This is a genomic window from Campylobacter concisus, from assembly GCF_902460705.1.
Lineage (GTDB): Bacteria > Campylobacterota > Campylobacteria > Campylobacterales > Campylobacteraceae > Campylobacter_A > Campylobacter_A concisus_Z.
This window is the reverse complement of the sequence record NZ_CABPUP010000004.1, coordinates 101881-120024: the sequence shown is the minus strand read 5'-3', so window position 1 is coordinate 120024 and position 18144 is coordinate 101881. Positions and strand designations below refer to the sequence as shown.

The following is an 18144-nucleotide window of genomic DNA, read 5'->3' as shown; positions in this document are numbered from 1 at the left end:
TCAAGTCCATTTCTTTCATTCTCAAATACATTATGAAGCATTGCATAACTTGCATCAGCTATATCAATATAGTCTTTAAAGCAATTTATTAGCTCTTTATTTGATTTTTTAGTTTGCACTTACTTGTCCTTGTTTGCTTTTATAAATTTGTTGTTTGTTAGAATGAATTTGTTTCCACCACCAAGACTTTCAAAGCTATTTTTTTTAAAACTAAAGCCTCTGCCTTCATCTCCAAATAGTCCATACTGTGTTTTTACTCTTTCATAAACTACAGTACATGAAATTTGAACTATATTATCCTCTTTATCTTTGTAATATAAATTTGAAAATATCCAAGGTTCATATTTTTTTAAATTCTCATGACCTATGAAGCTATAAATTTTTTCATAACAACTTTGTGAAATTTTACTAGATGTTCCACCTAGAAAATATGGTTTACCATTTGAAAGGATTTGAGGGAGTTTTTGATTTACCAAGGTCATGTCTACATCATATATTGTTATAAATTTATCACCTTGTTTTATCTTTCTAGGATTTGATCTTATTTTATCACCTAAATTTTTGGCTAGCTCTTCTCTTTCTTTTTCTCTTCTCTCTATCTCATCAACAAATTTTTGATTAAATATATATACTCCACCATATTGTTTAGCTAAGTTTTCTAGTTCAGAGTTACTTATCTTTTTATTTGCTTGATTAGCTGAGCAAGCTATTAAAAATATACTTGTTAGAAGTAGTAATATAAATGCGGTAAATTTCATAAATAAATTTTTAAAATAAATAATCAAAAATCTAAGAATTTTACACAATAAAGTCAAGAAGTTCATCTAAGGATTTTGTCCTTAGATGAAAGATTAAGATTTTTTGATCGCTCTAATAGGAATAACAAATATTGCTGCGATCACATAAAAGGCAATACAAAAAACAGCTGCCATCATAAATATCTCACCGATATCATAAAAGCTTGACTCAAGCCTAAATGTATCCACGTAATTTATCGCAAACCATAATGCTACGCCAAGAGCGATAGCAAAAACAAAAAATCCCCAAGAAAACAAGAAATTTAATATCTTAGTTCCCAATTTCTCTCCTTTTTAATTATTTTTCTAACTTAAAACCGCCACCAAAAGCTCTATAAACTTCGACTGCGCTATCGACCTCATCAAGCTTTGCTGAGACGTCTTGTAATTTTGCCTGAAGCAAATTTCTCTCCGCATCAAGAAGCTCTAAATGTCCAATATAGCCAGCATCATATTGCTCTTTAGCAAGCGAGTAAATTCTTTGTTGGGATTTTAGCAAATTTTTCACTTGTTCCAAAGAAATTTTTGCATTTTGCCTTGAAACAAGCGCATCTCTTACTTCGCCAAGAGCCGATTTTACCGCTGCTTCATAATTAACAGCGGCAATTTGTTCATTTGTTTTAGCCACTGCTACATTATTTTTTGTCCTACCAAAATCAAAAATTTTCTGTGCTAAAGAGCCCCCTATGCTCCATGTATTGGCATTTCCAACAAAGATATTTTCAAAATCAATACTTGAAAAGCCAAAAAGTCCAGTAAGTGAAATCGTAGGAAAATACTCAGCCCTTGCAACACCAACAAGTGCATTTGTAGCTTTTAAATCAGCTAGTGCCTTTGCCACGTCACTTCTTCTTAGCAAAATTTCAGAGCTAATGCCAGCACTTATCTCGGGAGAAGCTGGTAAATTTTGCGAACTAGCAACAGCTCCATTTAAAATTTCATTATTACTTTTACCAGTCAAGATAGCTAGTGAGGTGATAGCTTTTGACTTTGCATTTAATATAGAAGTAAGATTGGTCTTAGCGCTTTCTACTGCTGCCTTGCTTTGCAAATAAGTCATCTCGTTTATGCTTCCAAGATCAAGCTGTGTTTTGCGAAGCGCTAGCGTGTCTTCATAGGTTTTTAAAGTCTCTCTTAGCACAGCTTCTTGCATATTTAATGAAACTAACGCAAAGTAGCTTTTTGCAACACTTGAGCTGATGCTTAGTCTCGCACTATCGTAGTCAAATTTGGTTGCATTTAGGCTTTCTTCGGCTGCTGCTACATTATTTCTTACTCTACCCCAAAGATCGATCTCATAGTTTAATCCTAAATTTATATCTGATTTTCTATAACGAGTTTGTGGTTGTTTAGTATACGTTTCACCGCTACTTTTTGCTTTTTCGTAGCCTACATTTAAATTTATACCAGGAAGCAAATCTGCCTCAGCTACACCAAGGCTTGCCTTTGCTTTCTCTAAATTTAAATAAGCAACACGTAAATTTGTATTTTTCTCAAGTGCATTTTCCACTAGAGAATTTAAATTTTCATCGTTAAATTCTCTCCACCAAAGATCCCTTATATCGCTTGTCTCATAAGTGTAAGTAGATGTGAAATTTGTATCTACATTTGGCATATCTGGACGAAATGAGCAACCAGCTAAAAACGCTGCCGTTATAAGTATAAACGCCTTATTTTTCATCTTTTTTTGCTCCCTTTTTCCAGTATTTCTCATTTAAATTTTCAAGCAAATAGTAAAACATTGGCACAAAAAATATAGCTATCGTCGTAGAAGCGATCATGCCACCAACCACGCCAGTTCCTAATGAGTGGCGAGATGCAGCGCCTGCGCCTGTGCTTATAACCATCGGGAAGACGCCTAGAGTAAATGCAATTGATGTCATTACAATTGGTCTAAAGCGAAGTTTGGCTGCATTTATCGCTGAGTCAAATATACTCTTACCACTATCACGCTCTTGCATAGCAAATTCTACGATCAAAATAGCATTTTTAGCCGCTAGACCAATAAGCAACAAGAGTCCGATCTCAAAGTAGATATCATTTGTTAGCCCTCTTATCCAAACAGCTAGCAACGAGCCAAATACCGCAAATGGTACGGCTGTGATGACTGCAAGCGGGATGAGCCATCTTTCGTACTGAGCTGCAAGGATCAAAAAGACAAAGATCATACCAAAGATAAAAGCAACCGTGCCCGTTCCTTGAGAATTTACCTCTTGATACGCCGTTCCCGCCCAGCTTATAGCGTAGTCTTCGCTACTTAGCGTGTCATTTACGACCTCTTGGATCGCTCTGATCGCATCGCCTGACGTGTAGCCAGGTTTTGGATCACCCATGATCTTAGCTGATGGAAAGAGGTTAAATCTATCAACGATATCAGGTCCGATAGTTCTTGTAAGTGTTGCTACTGAATTTAGTGGCACCATGCCGCCATCATATGAGCGGACGAAAATTTTTCTTAGATCCTCAGGATTATTTCTAAAACTTTCCTCAGCTCTTGCATATACTCGGTAAGATTTACCAGCAAGATTGAAGTCATTTATGTAGTAAGAGCCAAAAGTAGCTGCTACTGTGCTAAAAATTTCACTCTCGCTTACACCAAATAATTTAGCTTTTTCTTTATCAACTGTTATCTTAAACTGACGATAATTTGTCTCAAGCGTGGTTCTGACATTTGTTAGTTCAGGCCTTGCATTGGCTATTGCTGATACTTTTCTAGCATCTGCTTCTATCTCGTTGTAACTCTTACCGCTTTTATTTTGTAGATACATCTCAAAGCCACCAGTCATTGATAGACCCATGATAGGTGGTAAATTTACAACAAATGTCATTGAGTTTTTTGAGCTCCAAAGCATACCATTAAACTGGCCAGCTAATGCATCAGCTCCATTGTTAGCGCCTTTTCTCTCACTCCAATCTTTTAGCTTTATAAAGCTAACGGCTGAGTTTTCTCTAAGCGAGCTAGCTAGTATGTCATAACCTGCAAAAGCTATAGTAAACTCAACATTTGGATTGCTTAAAATGGCGTTGCTAATCGAGACTACTTCTTCTTTTGTCTTTAGCATATTTGTTGAAGGCGGAAGTGAGGTGATAACCATTAAAGCACCCTTGTCTTCTGAAGGCACAAGTCCTTTTGGCACAGCATCAAATAGCTTATAAGTGGCAAATCCTAAAATACCAATTACAATAAAGCTAATAATAATATGCCTTAAAATTTTAGCCACTCCGGCCGTAAAGAGTCTAGTGCTAAAGTCAAAAAAGTCGTTAAATTTCTGAACTATCCAAAATGGCTTACTCTCTTGTTTCTTAAGCATAACCGCACAAAGCGCTGGCGTAAGAGTAAGAGCAACAAAGCCTGAGATACAAACAGAAACAACAAGCGTTAGAGCAAACTGCTTTTGTATAACGCCAACAAAGCCCTCCATAAATGAAACTGGTACGAAAACTGCGCAAAGCACGAGTACGATAGAGATAACCGGAGTTTGCACCTCCTCCATTGCTTTAAATGTCGCGTCTTTTACGCTTATATCTTTATCTTCATGTAAAATTCTCTCGACATTTTCTATGACGATAATAGCGTCATCTACGACGATACCGATGGCAAGGATCAGGGCAAAAAGCGTGATCAAATTTATACTAAAGCCCATCACATAAAGTCCGCCAAATGTACCTATGATAGAAACTGGCACAGCAAGCATCGGAATGATAGTCGCCCGAAAACTTTTTAAGAAAAAGTACATTACGATTAAGACGAGTACCATCGCTTCAATGAAAGTTTTTATAACCTCATCAATTGAAACATCTATAAATTCTGTTGGATTATAAGCTATGGTGTGCTCTAGGCCAACAGGATAAGTTTTCTTTAGCTCGTTAAGCTTTTCTTTTACAGCATTTGCGGTAGCAAGAGCATTCGCATCGTTTTGTAAAAATAGCAAAAGAGGAATAGCCGGTTTGCCGTTTAACATCGCGTCGTTAGCATAGCTAGCTGCTCCAAGCTCTATAGTAGCTACATCTTTTAGCTTCAACACTGATCCATCGGAACTTTTAATTATTATATCGCCAAACTGAGCTGCATTTTTAAGACGTCCATCGGTACGAACAGAATAAACATAAGGATTACCACCATCCGATGGCTGTTCGCCTATCTTACCAGCGGCGTATTGTGAGTTTTGAATTTTTACTTGAGAAATGACGTCGCTTGGAGTTAGTTTAAAATGAGCAAGCTTGTCTGGCTTTAGCCAAATTCTCATAGAATACTCTTTAGTACCTATCAATACTGTATCACCGATACCACTAACCCTTTTTATCTCATCAGCAATATTTAAATTTACATAGTTATATAGTTCGATCAAATTCATATTTGGATTTGTAAAGCCAACAACTTGAAGGATCGAGCCACTTCTTTCGCGAACCGTTACGCCCATATTTTGCACTTCTTGAGGCAGCCTTGAAAGAGCAGCTTGCACGCGGTTATTTACATCGATCGTAGCTTGTTTTGACGATGAGCCGATCTTAAAATATACGCTTATATTCATAGTACCTGCTGAGCTTGAGGTACTTTGCATATATAACATATTTTCAACGCCATTTATCTGATCTTCGATCGCACTTGCGACTGAGTCGGCGATAGTCTGTGCATCAGCACCGCTATATGTCGCACTTACAGAGACAGTAGGTGGAGTAAGACTTGGATACTCCTCTATAGGAAGCCCCTTGATACCCATAAAACCTGCTATAACTATGATGATAGATATAACAGTTGCAAATATCGGGCGGTTTATAAAAAATCTTGAAAACATCTATCTGCCTTTACTTGCTACTTGTAGCGTTTGCATCTTTGCCGTTTATAAATTCCGCACTTAGGTCTTTATCAGTTTCAACTGGTGCACCAACTCCGATTTTAATGAAATTATTAACGATTATCTTATCTCCCTCTTCAAGACCTTCAGTGACTGCTACCATATTTTTTGTTTGATATCCTGTTTTTACATTTTTTTGGCTTACTTTGCCATCTTTTACGACTAAAACATAAGAGTTTGTAGCGCTTTGTTGAAGGGCAACTTGTGGGATGTTAAAGGCATTTTTTTGAACAAAGCCGCTCATCTTTATATGACCAAACGCACCTGGTAAAATTTTACCCTCTTTATTATCAAAGCTAGCCTTTGCTAAAACGCTGCCAGTTGCGGTATTTACGACATTATCTATAAATGTCACCTTGCCAGTAAAACCTTCATTGTTTAAATTTAAAACAGCCTCGCTATTTAGTTGCTGCCAAGCGCCACTATCTAAATTTGCTTTTCTGCTTAGATTATCCACATCAGCGATATAAAATTCTGCTTCAATAGGATTTATTTTTGTAAGTCTTACAAGCTTTGTTTGGTTTGCTATGACAAGCGAGCCAACATCTACTTGGTTATCACCCACTACGCCATCAAATGGCGCTATGATAGTCGTGTAGCCAAGATCTATTTTTGCATTTTTTAAATTTGCTTTTGCACTTACTAAATTCGCATTTGCAATGTCATAGGCTGCAACTGCTGCGTCATAGTCTTTTTGAGAGACTGCATTTTTCTTATAAAGGGCAGAAATTCTTTTAAACTCGGTCTCGGCATTTTTTAAATTTGCATTTGCTACTCCAACAGAGGCATCAAGTGAGTCAAAGCTAGCTTGATATTTTTCTGGATCTATCAAAAATAACTTATCGCCCGCTTTTACTTTACTTCCTGGCTTGAAAAACTGCTTTATGATAGTTCCGCCAACTTTTGGATAGATAATAACATCTTGACTACTTGTAACCGTTGCAGTGTAATCAAAACTAATAGGTATGTCTGTTTTTTGTGCAGTAAAAATATCCACATGAGATAGCGGCATCTGGTGGCCTGCTGCCGCTTTATTCTCTTTATTTTCAAAACAACCACTTAGAAATAAAACTGCAACCGAAAGCACAAGAGCACTTTTAAAATTTGCCATAAAAACCTCTCTTAATTTTAAATTTTAATATCATATTTAGTTTTTGTAATAATTGTTACAAAAATTTAAAGTTCTAGATTCTATTAGAAAACAAATAAAAAGTCAATTTTATTTTTTACTAACTCCATTTAAAAACAACTCAACACACAAGCCAACATGCTTTTTACGCTCTTTTACACTAAGCTTTGGTTCTTCATTTATCAAAAGCGAATCGTAGTAATAAGCCCCAATCACACTTTGTATAAAGTACTTTGCAGCAAATTTGGCTGAAAATTTTGAGTCAAGCTTAGCTTTTACTTCGTCTCTTTCAAAGAAATTTATAAGCACAAGATCAATCTTTTTTAAAATTTGATCCAAAAACGTCTTACCAAGTTTGCTACCATTTTTAGAACCCTCGCTCATCATTATCCTACCAAGAGAGATATGCCTTTTACTGCAAGTAATAGAAAATGTTATGGTTGCAAATTTGGTTAAAAATTCCTCCAAGCTGTGAGAAATTTTAAGATCTATTTTCTCATCGATCTCTTTTATAAGGCTATCTATCTCTTGCTCAACGATCGCCTCAAAAAGCCCCTCTTTGTTCTCAAAAAACGTGTAAATGCTAGAAAGTGATCCACCACTTATCGCTACAATATCGCTTAAACTTGTCTTTTCGTATCTTTTTTCTAAAAATAGCTCAAGTGCTGTTTTTACGATAAGTTCGTATCTTTTTTTACCCTTTTCTGAGATCGCCATCTTGCTTCCTGTTAAATTTTTGCCATTTTATCATCTTTTAGGATAGATAAAAGCACTTTGCCTTTGCACGCTGATAGCCGGCTCATCGGTGGCATAGGCTTTTATATTTATGTGTTTTAAAAGATCTTTATCGCTTAAATTTTCATTTTTTGATTTTAATGTGACAATGACTCGTTGTTTTGCACCTGCTTTTAATATAAATGGCTTATTTGGACGAGAAATTTCTATATTCTTATCATCTACTTCAAAGTAAAATGCATGCTCTTTATTTTGTGTATTTTGCACCAAAAATACGTAAGAATTTTCAACTTCATTTTCGTCTAAAATTTTATAAAGCTCGCTTGTTCTATTTATATTTAAAAGCATGCTTTCTTTTTTGCCACTCATCAATACCCCAGCTGTTAAGACAATACCCAAAATGACAAGGTAAGCAACCGTTCTAAAGCGTAAAATTTTGACTCTTTTTTGCTCTTTTATAGAATTTATACTTCTCCACTCAATAAGTGAACTTTCATAAAAATGCTTCATCACTTTAGCACAAGCATCGCTACATTCTAGACAATTTATACATTCAAGCTGCATACCTTTTCTTATATCAATGTGCGTTGGGCATACTCTTACGCACGCCTCGCAGCCAGTACACAGCGCACCCTCTTCTTTTGGCTTTTTAAATTTCTCTTGTCCATTATAGATTACGCCGCCTCTTTTTTGATTGTAAATAACTTGGATCGTATCGTTATCAAACATCACCGATTGCACCCTAGCGTAAGGACAAACATAAATGCAAAAATTTTCTTTTAAAATGATGACATCATAAACTAACCAAATAGCTATAATAAGCCAAAATGCAAGTAAAACTCCGTGCTCACTTGGCTCTTTTAAATAAGCAAAAAAATCAAGCGGTGGTACAAAATACCATAAAAAATTCGCCGAAATAATAAGAGCTAAAACGCACCAAATTCCAACTGCTAAAGTACGCTTTAAAATTTGTCCTTTTGGCTCATTTTGTTTATTTTGGATATTTTTTCTAATCTTTAAAATTTTAGTTTGCAAAAGGTCACGAAATATCGTTCTAAAAATAGTTTGCGGACAGCTCCAACCGCACCAAACGCGCCCTGCAAGTGTCGTTAGAAAAAATATGCTTAAGAACAAAATAATAAATAAAAATGGTAGCAAGTACAGCTCTTGCATATCAAATTTTGTAAAAAAGAGATCAACTCTACTTTTATCAAAACTTAGCAAAAATAACTGTGCATCATTTACCCTGATAAATGGCAAAACAAAGACAAATAGCGTAATACAGGCGAAAAAAATGTAACGCCTCTTGGCGTAGCTAAGATGAAAATCCTTTGACATAATAAGCCTTTTTTGAAATTTTATGATTATAAAGCTTATGGCATTAAAAGAGTTTTAAAAAAAAATAGTTAAAAGCTTAAATTTATGAAAGTTAAACTATACTCACGGTTTATTTTAATCTGAAAGGTGGTGAGGACGTTGCCTGGTATTAAGGTACATCCTAACGAGTCATTTGATGAGGGTTACAGAAAGTTTAAAAAACAAACTGATCGTAACTTAGTAGTAACTGAAGCAAGAGCTAGACGCTTCTTTGAGCCTAAAACTGAGATCCGCAAAAAACAAAAAATTGCTGCTCGCAAGAAAATGCTTAAACGTCTTTATATGCTTAGACGCTACGAGTCAAGACTCTAAAACCAAGACAAAGAGGGCCCCGCTCTCTTTGTTTAACTCTTCTTTTAGCCTTATTTTTTTATAATCAAAGCAAATTTTTTATTTTATTTTAAACGGAAATTCGATGCAAAAGCTAGCTATAAACGAAGCTGCAGAAATTTTAGGCATAACAAAAGAAGCAGTCTATAATAGAATCCGCCGTGGTTCGATAAATACAGTCATTGAAAATGGCACAAAATTTGTCATCCTTGATGAGAAACCAAGTAGCGAAAAACCCACAAAAACCGCCCCAAAAAGCACAAAACCTAAATCCCAAAACGACGAGTTTGTAAGCTATTTGCTAAATGAGCTAAATGAGCTAAAGAGCTTAAATTTAAACTTGCAAGCCGATAAAGATAGGCTTTTTAAAGAAAAAGAGCAGATGCTCATCGAGCGCAAAAATGAAATTTTGCAAATTTACAAGGACAGAGACGAGAAGCTCATGCAGTTTCTAAACGCCATGCAAAGACCACTTTTAGCACCTAAAAACGAAAGTGCCGCAAGCGAAGTGGCGATAGATGCGCAGATAGAGGATGAGTCAAAATGGATAAATTTAAGCGAATATCTAAAGGAGTTAAATTTAAAGCCAAAAGCGACAAAAAAGATCAGTGAAAAGATAATAAAAGCGATACATCACTCCAAATTTATCAAATTTAAACGCGGCGTGATACTTGTTAGAAGACATAAAAATTTAAAAGAGTTGATAGGAGAGATATGAAACACATTAAAAAGATAGCAACTTATGCTGCGGTTGGAGGATTTGGTGCCATTATCATGGCTGGACTTGCAGGTTGTGGGAGCGACGATGGCGGTGATGAAAACGCACTAAACGAAGTTGCGCAAAAAAATGGCGCCTTTGTCATCATCGAAGAGAGCGCGCCTGGCGTTTATAAAATCTTAGAAGAGTATCCAAGCACCGAAACTAGGGTCGTGCTAAAAGATATGAACGGCACTGAGCGCGTGCTAAGCAAAGACGAGATCGATAAGCTTCTAGCGCAAGCAAATGCAAAGATCGACAATAACACTTCAAATTTGACAAGGACTAGCGACGCACAGCTAAGTAGCGGTGGGCTAAGCCTTGGCGAGACGATCCTTGCCTCAGCAGCTGGCGCGATACTTGGTAGCTGGATAGGCAGTAAGCTCTTTGGTAACCAAAATTTCCAAGCAAATCGCCAAAGCACATATAAAAATCCAAGTGCCTACACAAGAAGTGTGGATAGTTTTAATAAGCAAAAAGCTGCAAATTCTGCTGCAAGAAGCGGCGGTGGAAAGAGCGGATTTTTCGGTGGTGGCTCAAAGTCAGGCTCTAGCTCATCAAGCTTTGGAGGCTGAAAATGATAAATTTAAGAAAAATCACCCCATTAAACAACGAATTTATGGAGAAAATCGGCTTTGCATGGCATACAGATAACGACAACAGCTCGTATATCGCTGATGAGATCGTGCAAGTAAGCGAAAAAGAGGCAAATGCCTACTATGAGGCGGCAAACGAGCTATATGATATGTATGTAAATGCCGCTCAACACGTGATCGACAACAACCTTTTTCATGAGATAGGCATACCATTTAACCTTGTTGATATCATCAAAAATAGCTGGGAAAATGACGTTCATTGGCACCTTTACGGCAGGTTTGACCTAGCTGGCGGGCTTGATGGTAAGCCTATAAAGCTCATTGAGTTTAACGCCGACACGCCAACGGCAGTTTTTGAGACGGCGATCATCCAGTGGGCGATGCTAAAGCTAAATCACATGGACGAAGCAGCCCAGTTTAACGACCTTTACGAGTCGCTAAAGCAAAATTTCAAACGCCTTATCACGCTTGGCGACGAGGATGCGGACTTTGATGAGCTTTACGAGGGCTGGGGGATACTATTTAGCAGCATCGCTGGCAGTATCGAGGACGAGCAAACCGTAAAACTACTGCAATACATCGCAAAAGAGGTTGGCTTTGTAACAGACTTTGCCTACGTTGATGAGGTCGTTTTTAACGATGATGAGGGCATTTTTAAAGGCGATGCAAATTTTGAGTACTGGTTCAAGCTTGTCCCTTGGGAGAGCATAGCGATCGATGAGGGCGAGCTGGCTCTAATACTTTCAAACATCGTCAAAAATCAAAAAGCTATTATCATAAATCCAGCCTACACGCTGCTTTTCCAAAGCAAAGGGATTTTAAAAATCCTTTGGGATCTTTATCCTAATCACCCGCTCTTGCTTGAGACCTCAAACGAGCCGCTAAAAGGTAAAAAATATGTGAAAAAGCCGGTATTTGGCAGAGAAGGTGCAAACGTCTCGATACACGATGAAAACGGCGCACAAATAGCAAGCAACGATGGCGAATACGACTCAAACAAAGCCATCTATCAAGAATTTTACGAGTTTAACCAAGATGAGGGGGGCGAGAGCTACCAAGCAGGCGTATTTTACGCTTATGAAGCGTGCGCGCTTGGATATAGAAAGGGCGGCAAAATTTTAGATAACTACTCTAAATTTGTAGGACATTTCATTAAGGATTAAAGATGAAGATCGTTTGTTTAGACGCGGCCACGCTTGGCGAAAACGTTGATCTTAGTGTTTTTAAGAAATTTGGCGAGTTTATCAGCTACCAAAAAACCAAAAGCGATGAGGTCGTGCCACGTCTAAAGGGCGTTGATATCGTCATCACAAACAAGGTCGTCATCGACAAAGCCGTGATGGATGCGACAAATTTAAAGCTTATCTGCATAAGCGCAACTGGTATGAACAACGTAGATCTAGAGCATGCAAAAGCTAAAAATATAGCTGTGAAAAACGTCGCTGGCTACTCTACTGCAAGCGTCGTGCAGCACACATTTGCCATGCTTTTTGAGCTAACAAATCGCATCAAATTTTATGACCACTACGTAAAAAATGGCGAGTGGGTGAAGAGTGAAATTTTCACCTATCTTGGCGCAGATATCAGCGAGATCGCAGGCAAAGAATTTGGCATCATCGGACTTGGCGAGATAGGGCGCGGTGTGGCGGCAGTGGCACGTGCATTTGGCGCAAAAGTAAGCTACTACTCGACAAGCGGAGCAAATAAAAATAGCGAATTTGTGCAAAAAAGCTTAGATGAGCTACTAAGAGGTAGTGACATCATCACTATCCACGCACCACTAAATGAAAAGACTAGAAATTTACTAGGTATAAATGAGATAAATTTGCTAAAAGATGAGGCGATAGTGCTAAATTTAGGACGTGGCGGCATAGTGGATGAAGCGGCGATGGCAAGGGCGATAGATGAGAGAAATTTACGCTTTGGTACCGACGTTTTAGAAAGCGAACCGATGAGCGAAAATAGCCCATTTTTAAATGTAAAAAACAAAGAAAATCTACTCATCACGCCACACGTGGCATGGGGCAGCTTGGAGGCTAGAAAGACGCTCATCACAAAGATCGTCGCAAACATCGAAAATTTCATCAATGAGAGCAGATAATGGGCTATGATATAAGCTATCACGCCATTAGCGAAGATGAAATTTCAAAGTGGTATTTTGAGGCACTTGAGCTTGCAAGGGCTGGTAAATTTGAAGAGGTTTTAGCGCTTGCTAGCAAGGCTGGCGTAGAGGAATTTTACGCGCAAAAGTACAAAGATACGCTAAGCGCTGCGTTGCAGTATAAAGACGATGAAATTTTTAACAAAACTCACGGCTTTTGTATCGCCGTCACGCAAGGATTTTTTAGAAAATATTTCTACACTCGGGGCACAGCGTTAAGCTCTTTGGCGCGCCAAAATGAGAAATTTAAAAACTACATCAGCAACTGGCGAGAAATTTTACCAAGCGAGTTTTTGGATAAATTTAGTGGCGAAATTTATAATGAGATCACCGAAAACTACTGCTGTGGCGCTTACGTAAACGCTAAAAACGTAGCTAAACTAAAGGCTGACTATGAAGCAGGTGGCGAGATAAAAGAGGCGATTGATGGCTTTTACGCGCAAAATTTACCTGCATTTTTAGATGCACTAAACTATGCATACAAGCTAGGAACAGGCCTACTTGAGGTCACCGAGGTCGTGGAGCCAAATCCACTTGATCTAAACAAATCAAGCTCATATTCAAACCTCTTTAACTGCGATCCAAAGGGTGCTATCATCTACGCACAGATCGCTGTGCAGCAGATTAGCGAGGCAGTAAAGCAAGAAGAAACTGGTAAAAAGTCGCTTTTTGAGAAGATCAGAGGGCTATTTAAATAAATTTGAAAGGATAAAAATGGCAACTGAGCATAGTTTTGATATAAGTGCCGAGGTCGATATGATGGAGGTTAAAAACGCTCTTGAGACGGCAAAAAAAGAGATCGCTGCGAGATATGATTTTAAAGGGCTTGTGGCCGAAGTCGAGCTAAACGAAAAAGAAAAATTTATCACGCTTCTTAGCTCAAGTGATAACAAGATCGACGCGCTAAAAGATATCGTGATCTCAAAGCTCATCAAGCGCAACATCCCACCAGTGGCGATCACAGAAACAAAAAGAGAGCCAGCGAGTGGGGGCAATTTAAAAGCGACGCTAAAACTAAACGACACACTTGACGCTGAAAACTCAAAAAAGATCACCAAAGCGATCAAAGACTCAAAGATCAAGGTGAGCGCGCAGATCAGGGGCGAAGAGATCAGAGTGACAAGTAAGAGCATAGATGATCTGCAGGAGTGCATAAAGCTCGTTAGGGAGTTGAATTTAGAACTTCCAATAAGCTTTAAAAATCTAAAATAACGCACTTTTTCGCTTTATTATGCGTCGTTGATTTAAATTTTTACTCGGTCATTACCAACTCGGTAACTCCCATCACAAAAATTTAAATCGCCTCGCCTAATTTCACGAAATGACTGCGCGACTTTTATATTTAAAATTTTGTAGGATTTTGGACTAAATTTGCGAAATTTCGCATAGTTTTTGTATTTAAAATTTGACGTATTCGTGGGTGAAATTTCGCCTTATCGCTTTATTTAAATTTGATCTATCTAAAATAAAAAGAAGGACAAAAAATGAGCTTTTTTAAGAAAATTCTCGGTAAGCAAATCGATCTTGGCAAGCAAATGCCTATCTATTTTGTAAGTAGCGATGAAGACTATATGCAGCGTGCGTTTGAGCAGGCCAGAGAGAGCTTTAGATATTTTTGGCGTGAGGTTTACTGGGAGCACCACAGGATCGTACCTATGCTTGACTATGCAATGGTAAAAATTTGCTTCCTAGATGTCGTAAATGGCGAAGAAGTTGGCGAGCACATGTGGATAGACGATGTGGAATTTGACGGCGAAACGATATATGGTACGCTCATAAATGAGCCAGATAGCGTGCAAAACGTGAAATTAGGCGACCAAATAAGCGCAAAGATAGACGAGATGAGTGACTGGCTCTTTTCGATAGATGGACGCGCATACGGCGGATTTAGCGTGCAGGCGATGCGCTCACGCATGCAAAAGAAAGAGCTAAAAGAGCACGATAAAGAGTGGGGGCTTGATTTTGGCGATTTTAACGATATTTTGGTAGTTTACGAGCAAAAAGAGCACCCTGAAAATTTGATAGAGCATCCAATGAGCAAAAATACACATGAACAGGTGGAGCAGTATATAAAAGAGCATCTAAGTATGGTCACGGATGCCGATGAATTTGGCTATACGCAGCTTCACCACGAGGCGATCGCAGGAAATTTAAATCTTGTAAATCTCTTGCTAGAAAACGGCGCTGATAAAAATACCCGCACAAAAAGTGGCAAAACGGCAGCTAAATTTGCTGAGAATTTGGGCTGGAGCGAAATCGCGAAGGTGCTTAGCTAGTTAAATTTTTATAGGAGATAACTTTGAATTATCAAGATATTTTAAAACAGAAAGAAAATAATATTACTAGGATAGATGAAATCATAAAATTTTTAAGAGAAAATTTTGATGGCTTGGACAAATATGATAGTAAATATAGCCAGTTAATAGTTCTTTTAAATAAAGAAAAGAGGTTGTATAGTAATTTGGATAAAAGTAATCCTGATGTTTTTATAATGAATTAAGGGATATAAAACGTCAAATAGGTTTTAAAATTTCAGAAATTAAATATGAACTATCAAAAGCTCTTAAAGAAAAGAAATCTGCACCCAAAATAAAGGAGCAAGCAATAAAGTCCTCTGAAGAAAAAGATTCTGGAATTAAAAAAAATTTCCGAGAGGAATATGATGAAGATATTTACAAGAAGACAAAAGAAATATCAAAACGTACTAGTGAATATTTTGAATATTATTTAACAAAATCTTTTGAAGAAAGAAGTGTAAAAGACTATTTTAATGCTCTTTTAAAATTTCATCCATTGATACTATCTGGCATTAGCTTGGTTGGCATGATCTATTATTTTGCATATTTTGGATTTGAGTTGAAATATTTTCCTGATTTAGGTGGAGCAGATGTAGCATATGTTGGTGTATCATTATTTTTTATGCTAGCAACTATTTCTCTTTTCTTTATTTTGCCTTGTTTATGTTATCCAGGCTATCACAAGAAAGATATAGGATGGATATTTTTCTTTGGGCTTTCTTTGCTTCCTCTTTTTACATTGGTTTGTATGGCAACATTAAATACTATTATAAACAAATCACTTGACGTTTTATTTTGGTTTTCTTTGATAGGATCATTTATTTATTTGATTATTGTTATTTGCACAGATAAATTTACAACTTTCTCTTTATGTAAAGTTGCTATATTAATAATAATCTTTCCCGAAAATTTTAGTTTCAATGGATGGTTTTTTTCTTCAATAGTTGGACTTTATCTTATGACACTTGTATACTTTAAAGGTTTGGAATATTTTTATAACAATAATGACTTACTTCAGTTTGTAGTTGCTTTCATAATTGTAGTATTTGCAATTCTTTCTTGGTTTGTAACAAATGAATTCGCAAATAGGCTTGGCATAGCAAATGTTGAATATAAATATTTATCTATTGAAAAAAGTGCATTGGGTGCTTTACCAAAAGGAATTTATGATATTAGTAAAATAGCTCCATTTGAAAAAAGCCAGTTTTCTCATATATTGATAATAACTTGACTATGGAACATGATGAGAAAAACAACACAATATCTTATACTAATGTTTCACATAAGTATATACAATTCGGATGCGAAGAAAAAAATTGTAACGATATAAAAGACGCAATAAACATAAATTATAATGATAAGAAGCTAAGCTATACAACAAAAGACAAAGAGGACATATCAAAGGAAAATAATTTTACTATTGAAACTACTGCTAACCTAAAAACAAAAGATAATATAACCTACACAGAAGAAAACAGAGATATCATTTGGCTTCACAATATAAAAGCCATTTCAACTCTTGGTAAGTTTTATTATTTAGAGACAAAAGATGGAACAAAATTCGAGCTTGACGCAAGTAAAATCATCTCAAGAAAAAAATAAGAAAGGTAAATTTGAGTTATCAAGACATTTTAGATGAAAAAGATGAGAGTGCAAAAAACGCTAGAAAATTTGTAAATTTCTTAAAGGCAAATTTTTCAAACTGCGAGATAAGAAGCAGCAAACAAGCACGTTTGATCGCTCTTTTAAACGAAGAAAACGACCTTTTTGACAGGCTAAATAGGACAAATTTTACTGAAGTTTCAAAAAGGCTCGGCGAGATAAAAGAGCAGATCACTCTTGTCATTTTAGATATCAAAGATGAGATCATAAAAGACTTTGGCGAGCAAAACTATGAAATTTACAAAAAGGCGCTATCAAGAGAGCCAGAGGAGCTTGAAAAGGTCAAAAATGAGCTACTTTTAAACTCATTTTTCGAGAGCCATTTGGGTGAGTACTCAGCAAATTTAAAGGCAAATTTTATAAAAGAGTGTGTTACTTTTTTCTTTAAACACTCAAATTTTATCGTGCCTATCATCAGCGTACTTTGCTACTTTTATTATTTTGGCTTTGAGATCGGCTATTTTCCGAGTTTAGATAGCGCTGAGATGATATTTACAGGCATTTTGCTCTTTTGTGCGACCGCATTTGTCACCGTTTTTGAGATATTGGTTCTCGTTTTTATCTCATTTTTATACCAAAAAGACGATAAAAAGTATAAATTTAAAAAGCCAAAATTTCTATTTTTTTATAACTCAAATTTCATCTACATCTTAACGCTCATCTCATTTGCTATTTTAGCCTTTGCAGCCTTCAAGCTAAACTACGGCTGGAGCGCTATTTTATCGCTACTTTTACTATCCTATGTTGTCGTAAATTTAGCAGTTCGCTTTAAAGATAAATCAAATTTGGCTATATGGGTTTTATCTTGCTTGGTGGTTGCTTTATTTATTGCACTTAATATTGTTTCAAATGACTTTAGTGAGTTTTTTGCGCGTTGGATGCTATTTTGCTCATTTATGCTCTCATTTATGCTGGGCGTAGCTAGCATCAAAGAGACCAAGGATTTTTCATTTATATTTTATACTGCGATCATTCTTATGATAGTTTCAAACTCGCTTTTATTTGTCAAATACTCAGCCAAAATATTTAACATAGGCGATGTGGATTATAAATTTTTACTTGTTGATAAAAGTGCGCTAAATGCCCTTCCAAAGTCACTTTGTGAGGTAAAAGGCAAAGAGCAAATGGCTTGCGAGATAGATGAAAAGGCAGTTAAAATTTATAATGTAAAGTCGCTTTGTAATATTGGTAAATTTTATTATTTAGAAGCAATAGGTTGTGAAAAAAATGAGAAAATAAGATTTGAGCTTGATTCAAGCAAAATTATCTCAAGAGCCAAGGAGTAAAATCCTTAAGCTTTGGGGCTAAAATTTGATCGATATGTGAAATTTATAGATTTAAAAAATTAAAATTTATAGGCCAAATTTATCTGGCTAAGCCAAAATTTTCTTTAGCACAAGGCTAAATTTATTAAAAGTTAGCTATCCTAACACATCAATTTAAAACC

General features: G+C 36.5%; 19 protein-coding genes. 12 read left to right on the top strand and 7 right to left on the bottom strand.

The window, feature by feature from the left end; all coding sequences use genetic code 11:
• Positions 1-119: 119 nt before the first annotated feature.
• The 7 genes from F3G75_RS06905 to ccoG form a co-directional block, all read right to left on the bottom strand.
• The gene (locus F3G75_RS06905; protein ID WP_149717119.1) at positions 120-758 is read right to left on the bottom strand and encodes a tRNA 2-selenouridine synthase; all 639 of its coding nucleotides are present in this window, start codon (positions 756-758) and stop codon (positions 120-122) included.
• A gap of 93 nt (positions 759-851) precedes the next feature.
• A complete protein-coding gene (locus tag F3G75_RS06900) occupies positions 852-1079 on the bottom strand; it encodes a hypothetical protein (protein WP_021090435.1) in 228 nt (75 codons plus the stop codon).
• A 16-nt stretch (positions 1080-1095) separates the two neighbouring features.
• On the bottom strand, positions 1096-2478 hold the full coding sequence (locus tag F3G75_RS06895) for an efflux transporter outer membrane subunit (RefSeq protein ID WP_149717037.1): 1383 nt from the start codon (positions 2476-2478) through the stop codon (positions 1096-1098).
• Positions 2468-5593 (bottom strand): efflux RND transporter permease subunit, encoded by a 3126-nt coding sequence (locus tag F3G75_RS06890; RefSeq protein WP_149717036.1) that lies wholly within the window; start codon positions 5591-5593, stop codon positions 2468-2470. The genes F3G75_RS06895 and F3G75_RS06890 overlap by 11 nt, the downstream gene beginning before the upstream one ends.
• Positions 5594-5603: 10 nt before the next feature.
• On the bottom strand, positions 5604-6764 hold the full coding sequence (locus F3G75_RS06885) for an efflux RND transporter periplasmic adaptor subunit (protein WP_149717035.1): 1161 nt from the start codon (positions 6762-6764) through the stop codon (positions 5604-5606).
• A 108-nt stretch (positions 6765-6872) separates the two neighbouring features.
• Complete coding sequence (locus F3G75_RS06880; RefSeq protein ID WP_149717034.1) at positions 6873-7499, bottom strand: TetR/AcrR family transcriptional regulator; 627 nt, start codon at positions 7497-7499, stop codon at positions 6873-6875.
• Positions 7500-7529: 30 nt separating this feature from the next.
• Complete coding sequence (gene ccoG, locus F3G75_RS06875; protein WP_149717033.1) at positions 7530-8855, bottom strand: cytochrome c oxidase accessory protein CcoG; 1326 nt, start codon at positions 8853-8855, stop codon at positions 7530-7532.
• Between the two features lie 138 nt (positions 8856-8993).
• Here ccoG and rpsU point away from each other — a divergent pair, with 138 nt between their 5' ends.
• The 12 genes from rpsU to F3G75_RS06815 all read left to right on the top strand — a co-directional run bounded on the left by rpsU (position 8994) and on the right by F3G75_RS06815 (position 17983).
• A complete protein-coding gene (gene rpsU, locus F3G75_RS06870; protein WP_009294994.1) occupies positions 8994-9206 on the top strand; it encodes a 30S ribosomal protein S21 in 213 nt (70 codons plus the stop codon).
• A gap of 103 nt (positions 9207-9309) precedes the next feature.
• The gene (locus F3G75_RS06865) at positions 9310-9942 is read left to right on the top strand and encodes a DNA-binding protein (protein ID WP_149717032.1); all 633 of its coding nucleotides are present in this window, start codon (positions 9310-9312) and stop codon (positions 9940-9942) included.
• The gene (locus F3G75_RS06860) at positions 9939-10556 is read left to right on the top strand and encodes a UPF0323 family lipoprotein (protein ID WP_149717031.1); all 618 of its coding nucleotides are present in this window, start codon (positions 9939-9941) and stop codon (positions 10554-10556) included. The genes F3G75_RS06865 and F3G75_RS06860 overlap by 4 nt, the downstream gene beginning before the upstream one ends.
• A gap of 2 nt (positions 10557-10558) precedes the next feature.
• The gene (locus F3G75_RS06855; RefSeq protein ID WP_149717030.1) at positions 10559-11740 is read left to right on the top strand and encodes a glutathionylspermidine synthase family protein; all 1182 of its coding nucleotides are present in this window, start codon (positions 10559-10561) and stop codon (positions 11738-11740) included.
• A 2-nt stretch (positions 11741-11742) separates the two neighbouring features.
• Positions 11743-12678 carry a D-2-hydroxyacid dehydrogenase gene (locus F3G75_RS06850; RefSeq protein ID WP_149717029.1) on the top strand — a complete coding sequence of 312 codons (936 nt, stop codon included), beginning with the start codon at positions 11743-11745 and terminating at the stop codon, positions 12676-12678.
• On the top strand, positions 12678-13436 hold the full coding sequence (locus F3G75_RS06845) for a hypothetical protein (RefSeq protein ID WP_149717028.1): 759 nt from the start codon (positions 12678-12680) through the stop codon (positions 13434-13436). The genes F3G75_RS06850 and F3G75_RS06845 overlap by 1 nt, the downstream gene beginning before the upstream one ends.
• 16 nt (positions 13437-13452) lie before the next feature.
• Positions 13453-13950 carry a YajQ family cyclic di-GMP-binding protein gene (locus F3G75_RS06840; RefSeq protein WP_149717027.1) on the top strand — a complete coding sequence of 166 codons (498 nt, stop codon included), beginning with the start codon at positions 13453-13455 and terminating at the stop codon, positions 13948-13950.
• Positions 13951-14222: 272 nt separating this feature from the next.
• Complete coding sequence (locus F3G75_RS06835; RefSeq protein WP_149717026.1) at positions 14223-15014, top strand: YegJ family protein; 792 nt, start codon at positions 14223-14225, stop codon at positions 15012-15014.
• Between the two features lie 23 nt (positions 15015-15037).
• The gene (locus F3G75_RS06830; protein ID WP_149717025.1) at positions 15038-15238 is read left to right on the top strand and encodes a hypothetical protein; all 201 of its coding nucleotides are present in this window, start codon (positions 15038-15040) and stop codon (positions 15236-15238) included.
• 314 nt (positions 15239-15552) lie between these two features.
• Positions 15553-16266: a hypothetical protein gene (locus F3G75_RS06825; RefSeq protein ID WP_149717024.1), complete on the top strand. Its 714-nt coding sequence runs from the start codon at positions 15553-15555 to the stop codon at positions 16264-16266.
• 2 nt (positions 16267-16268) lie between these two features.
• A complete protein-coding gene (locus F3G75_RS06820; protein ID WP_149717023.1) occupies positions 16269-16637 on the top strand; it encodes a hypothetical protein in 369 nt (122 codons plus the stop codon).
• An 11-nt stretch (positions 16638-16648) separates the two neighbouring features.
• Positions 16649-17983, top strand: coding sequence for a hypothetical protein (locus F3G75_RS06815; RefSeq protein ID WP_149717022.1), 1335 nt, complete (start codon positions 16649-16651; stop codon positions 17981-17983).
• Positions 17984-18144: the final 161 nt, after the last annotated feature.

Coding starts and splice junctions, on each gene's coding strand:
- F3G75_RS06905 (WP_149717119.1), bottom strand. CDS start 758: ATGAAATTTACCGCATTTATATTACTACTTCTAACAAGTATATTTTTA.
- F3G75_RS06895 (WP_149717037.1), bottom strand. CDS start 2,478: ATGAAAAATAAGGCGTTTATACTTATAACGGCAGCGTTTTTAGCTGGT.
- F3G75_RS06890 (WP_149717036.1), bottom strand. CDS start 5,593: ATGTTTTCAAGATTTTTTATAAACCGCCCGATATTTGCAACTGTTATA.
- F3G75_RS06885 (WP_149717035.1), bottom strand. CDS start 6,764: ATGGCAAATTTTAAAAGTGCTCTTGTGCTTTCGGTTGCAGTTTTATTT.
- F3G75_RS06880 (WP_149717034.1), bottom strand. CDS start 7,499: ATGGCGATCTCAGAAAAGGGTAAAAAAAGATACGAACTTATCGTAAAA.
- ccoG (WP_149717033.1), bottom strand. CDS start 8,855: ATGTCAAAGGATTTTCATCTTAGCTACGCCAAGAGGCGTTACATTTTT.
- F3G75_RS06865 (WP_149717032.1), top strand. CDS start 9,310: ATGCAAAAGCTAGCTATAAACGAAGCTGCAGAAATTTTAGGCATAACA.
- F3G75_RS06860 (WP_149717031.1), top strand. CDS start 9,939: ATGAAACACATTAAAAAGATAGCAACTTATGCTGCGGTTGGAGGATTT.
- F3G75_RS06855 (WP_149717030.1), top strand. CDS start 10,559: ATGATAAATTTAAGAAAAATCACCCCATTAAACAACGAATTTATGGAG.
- F3G75_RS06850 (WP_149717029.1), top strand. CDS start 11,743: ATGAAGATCGTTTGTTTAGACGCGGCCACGCTTGGCGAAAACGTTGAT.
- F3G75_RS06845 (WP_149717028.1), top strand. CDS start 12,678: ATGGGCTATGATATAAGCTATCACGCCATTAGCGAAGATGAAATTTCA.
- F3G75_RS06840 (WP_149717027.1), top strand. CDS start 13,453: ATGGCAACTGAGCATAGTTTTGATATAAGTGCCGAGGTCGATATGATG.
- F3G75_RS06835 (WP_149717026.1), top strand. CDS start 14,223: ATGAGCTTTTTTAAGAAAATTCTCGGTAAGCAAATCGATCTTGGCAAG.
- F3G75_RS06820 (WP_149717023.1), top strand. CDS start 16,269: ATGGAACATGATGAGAAAAACAACACAATATCTTATACTAATGTTTCA.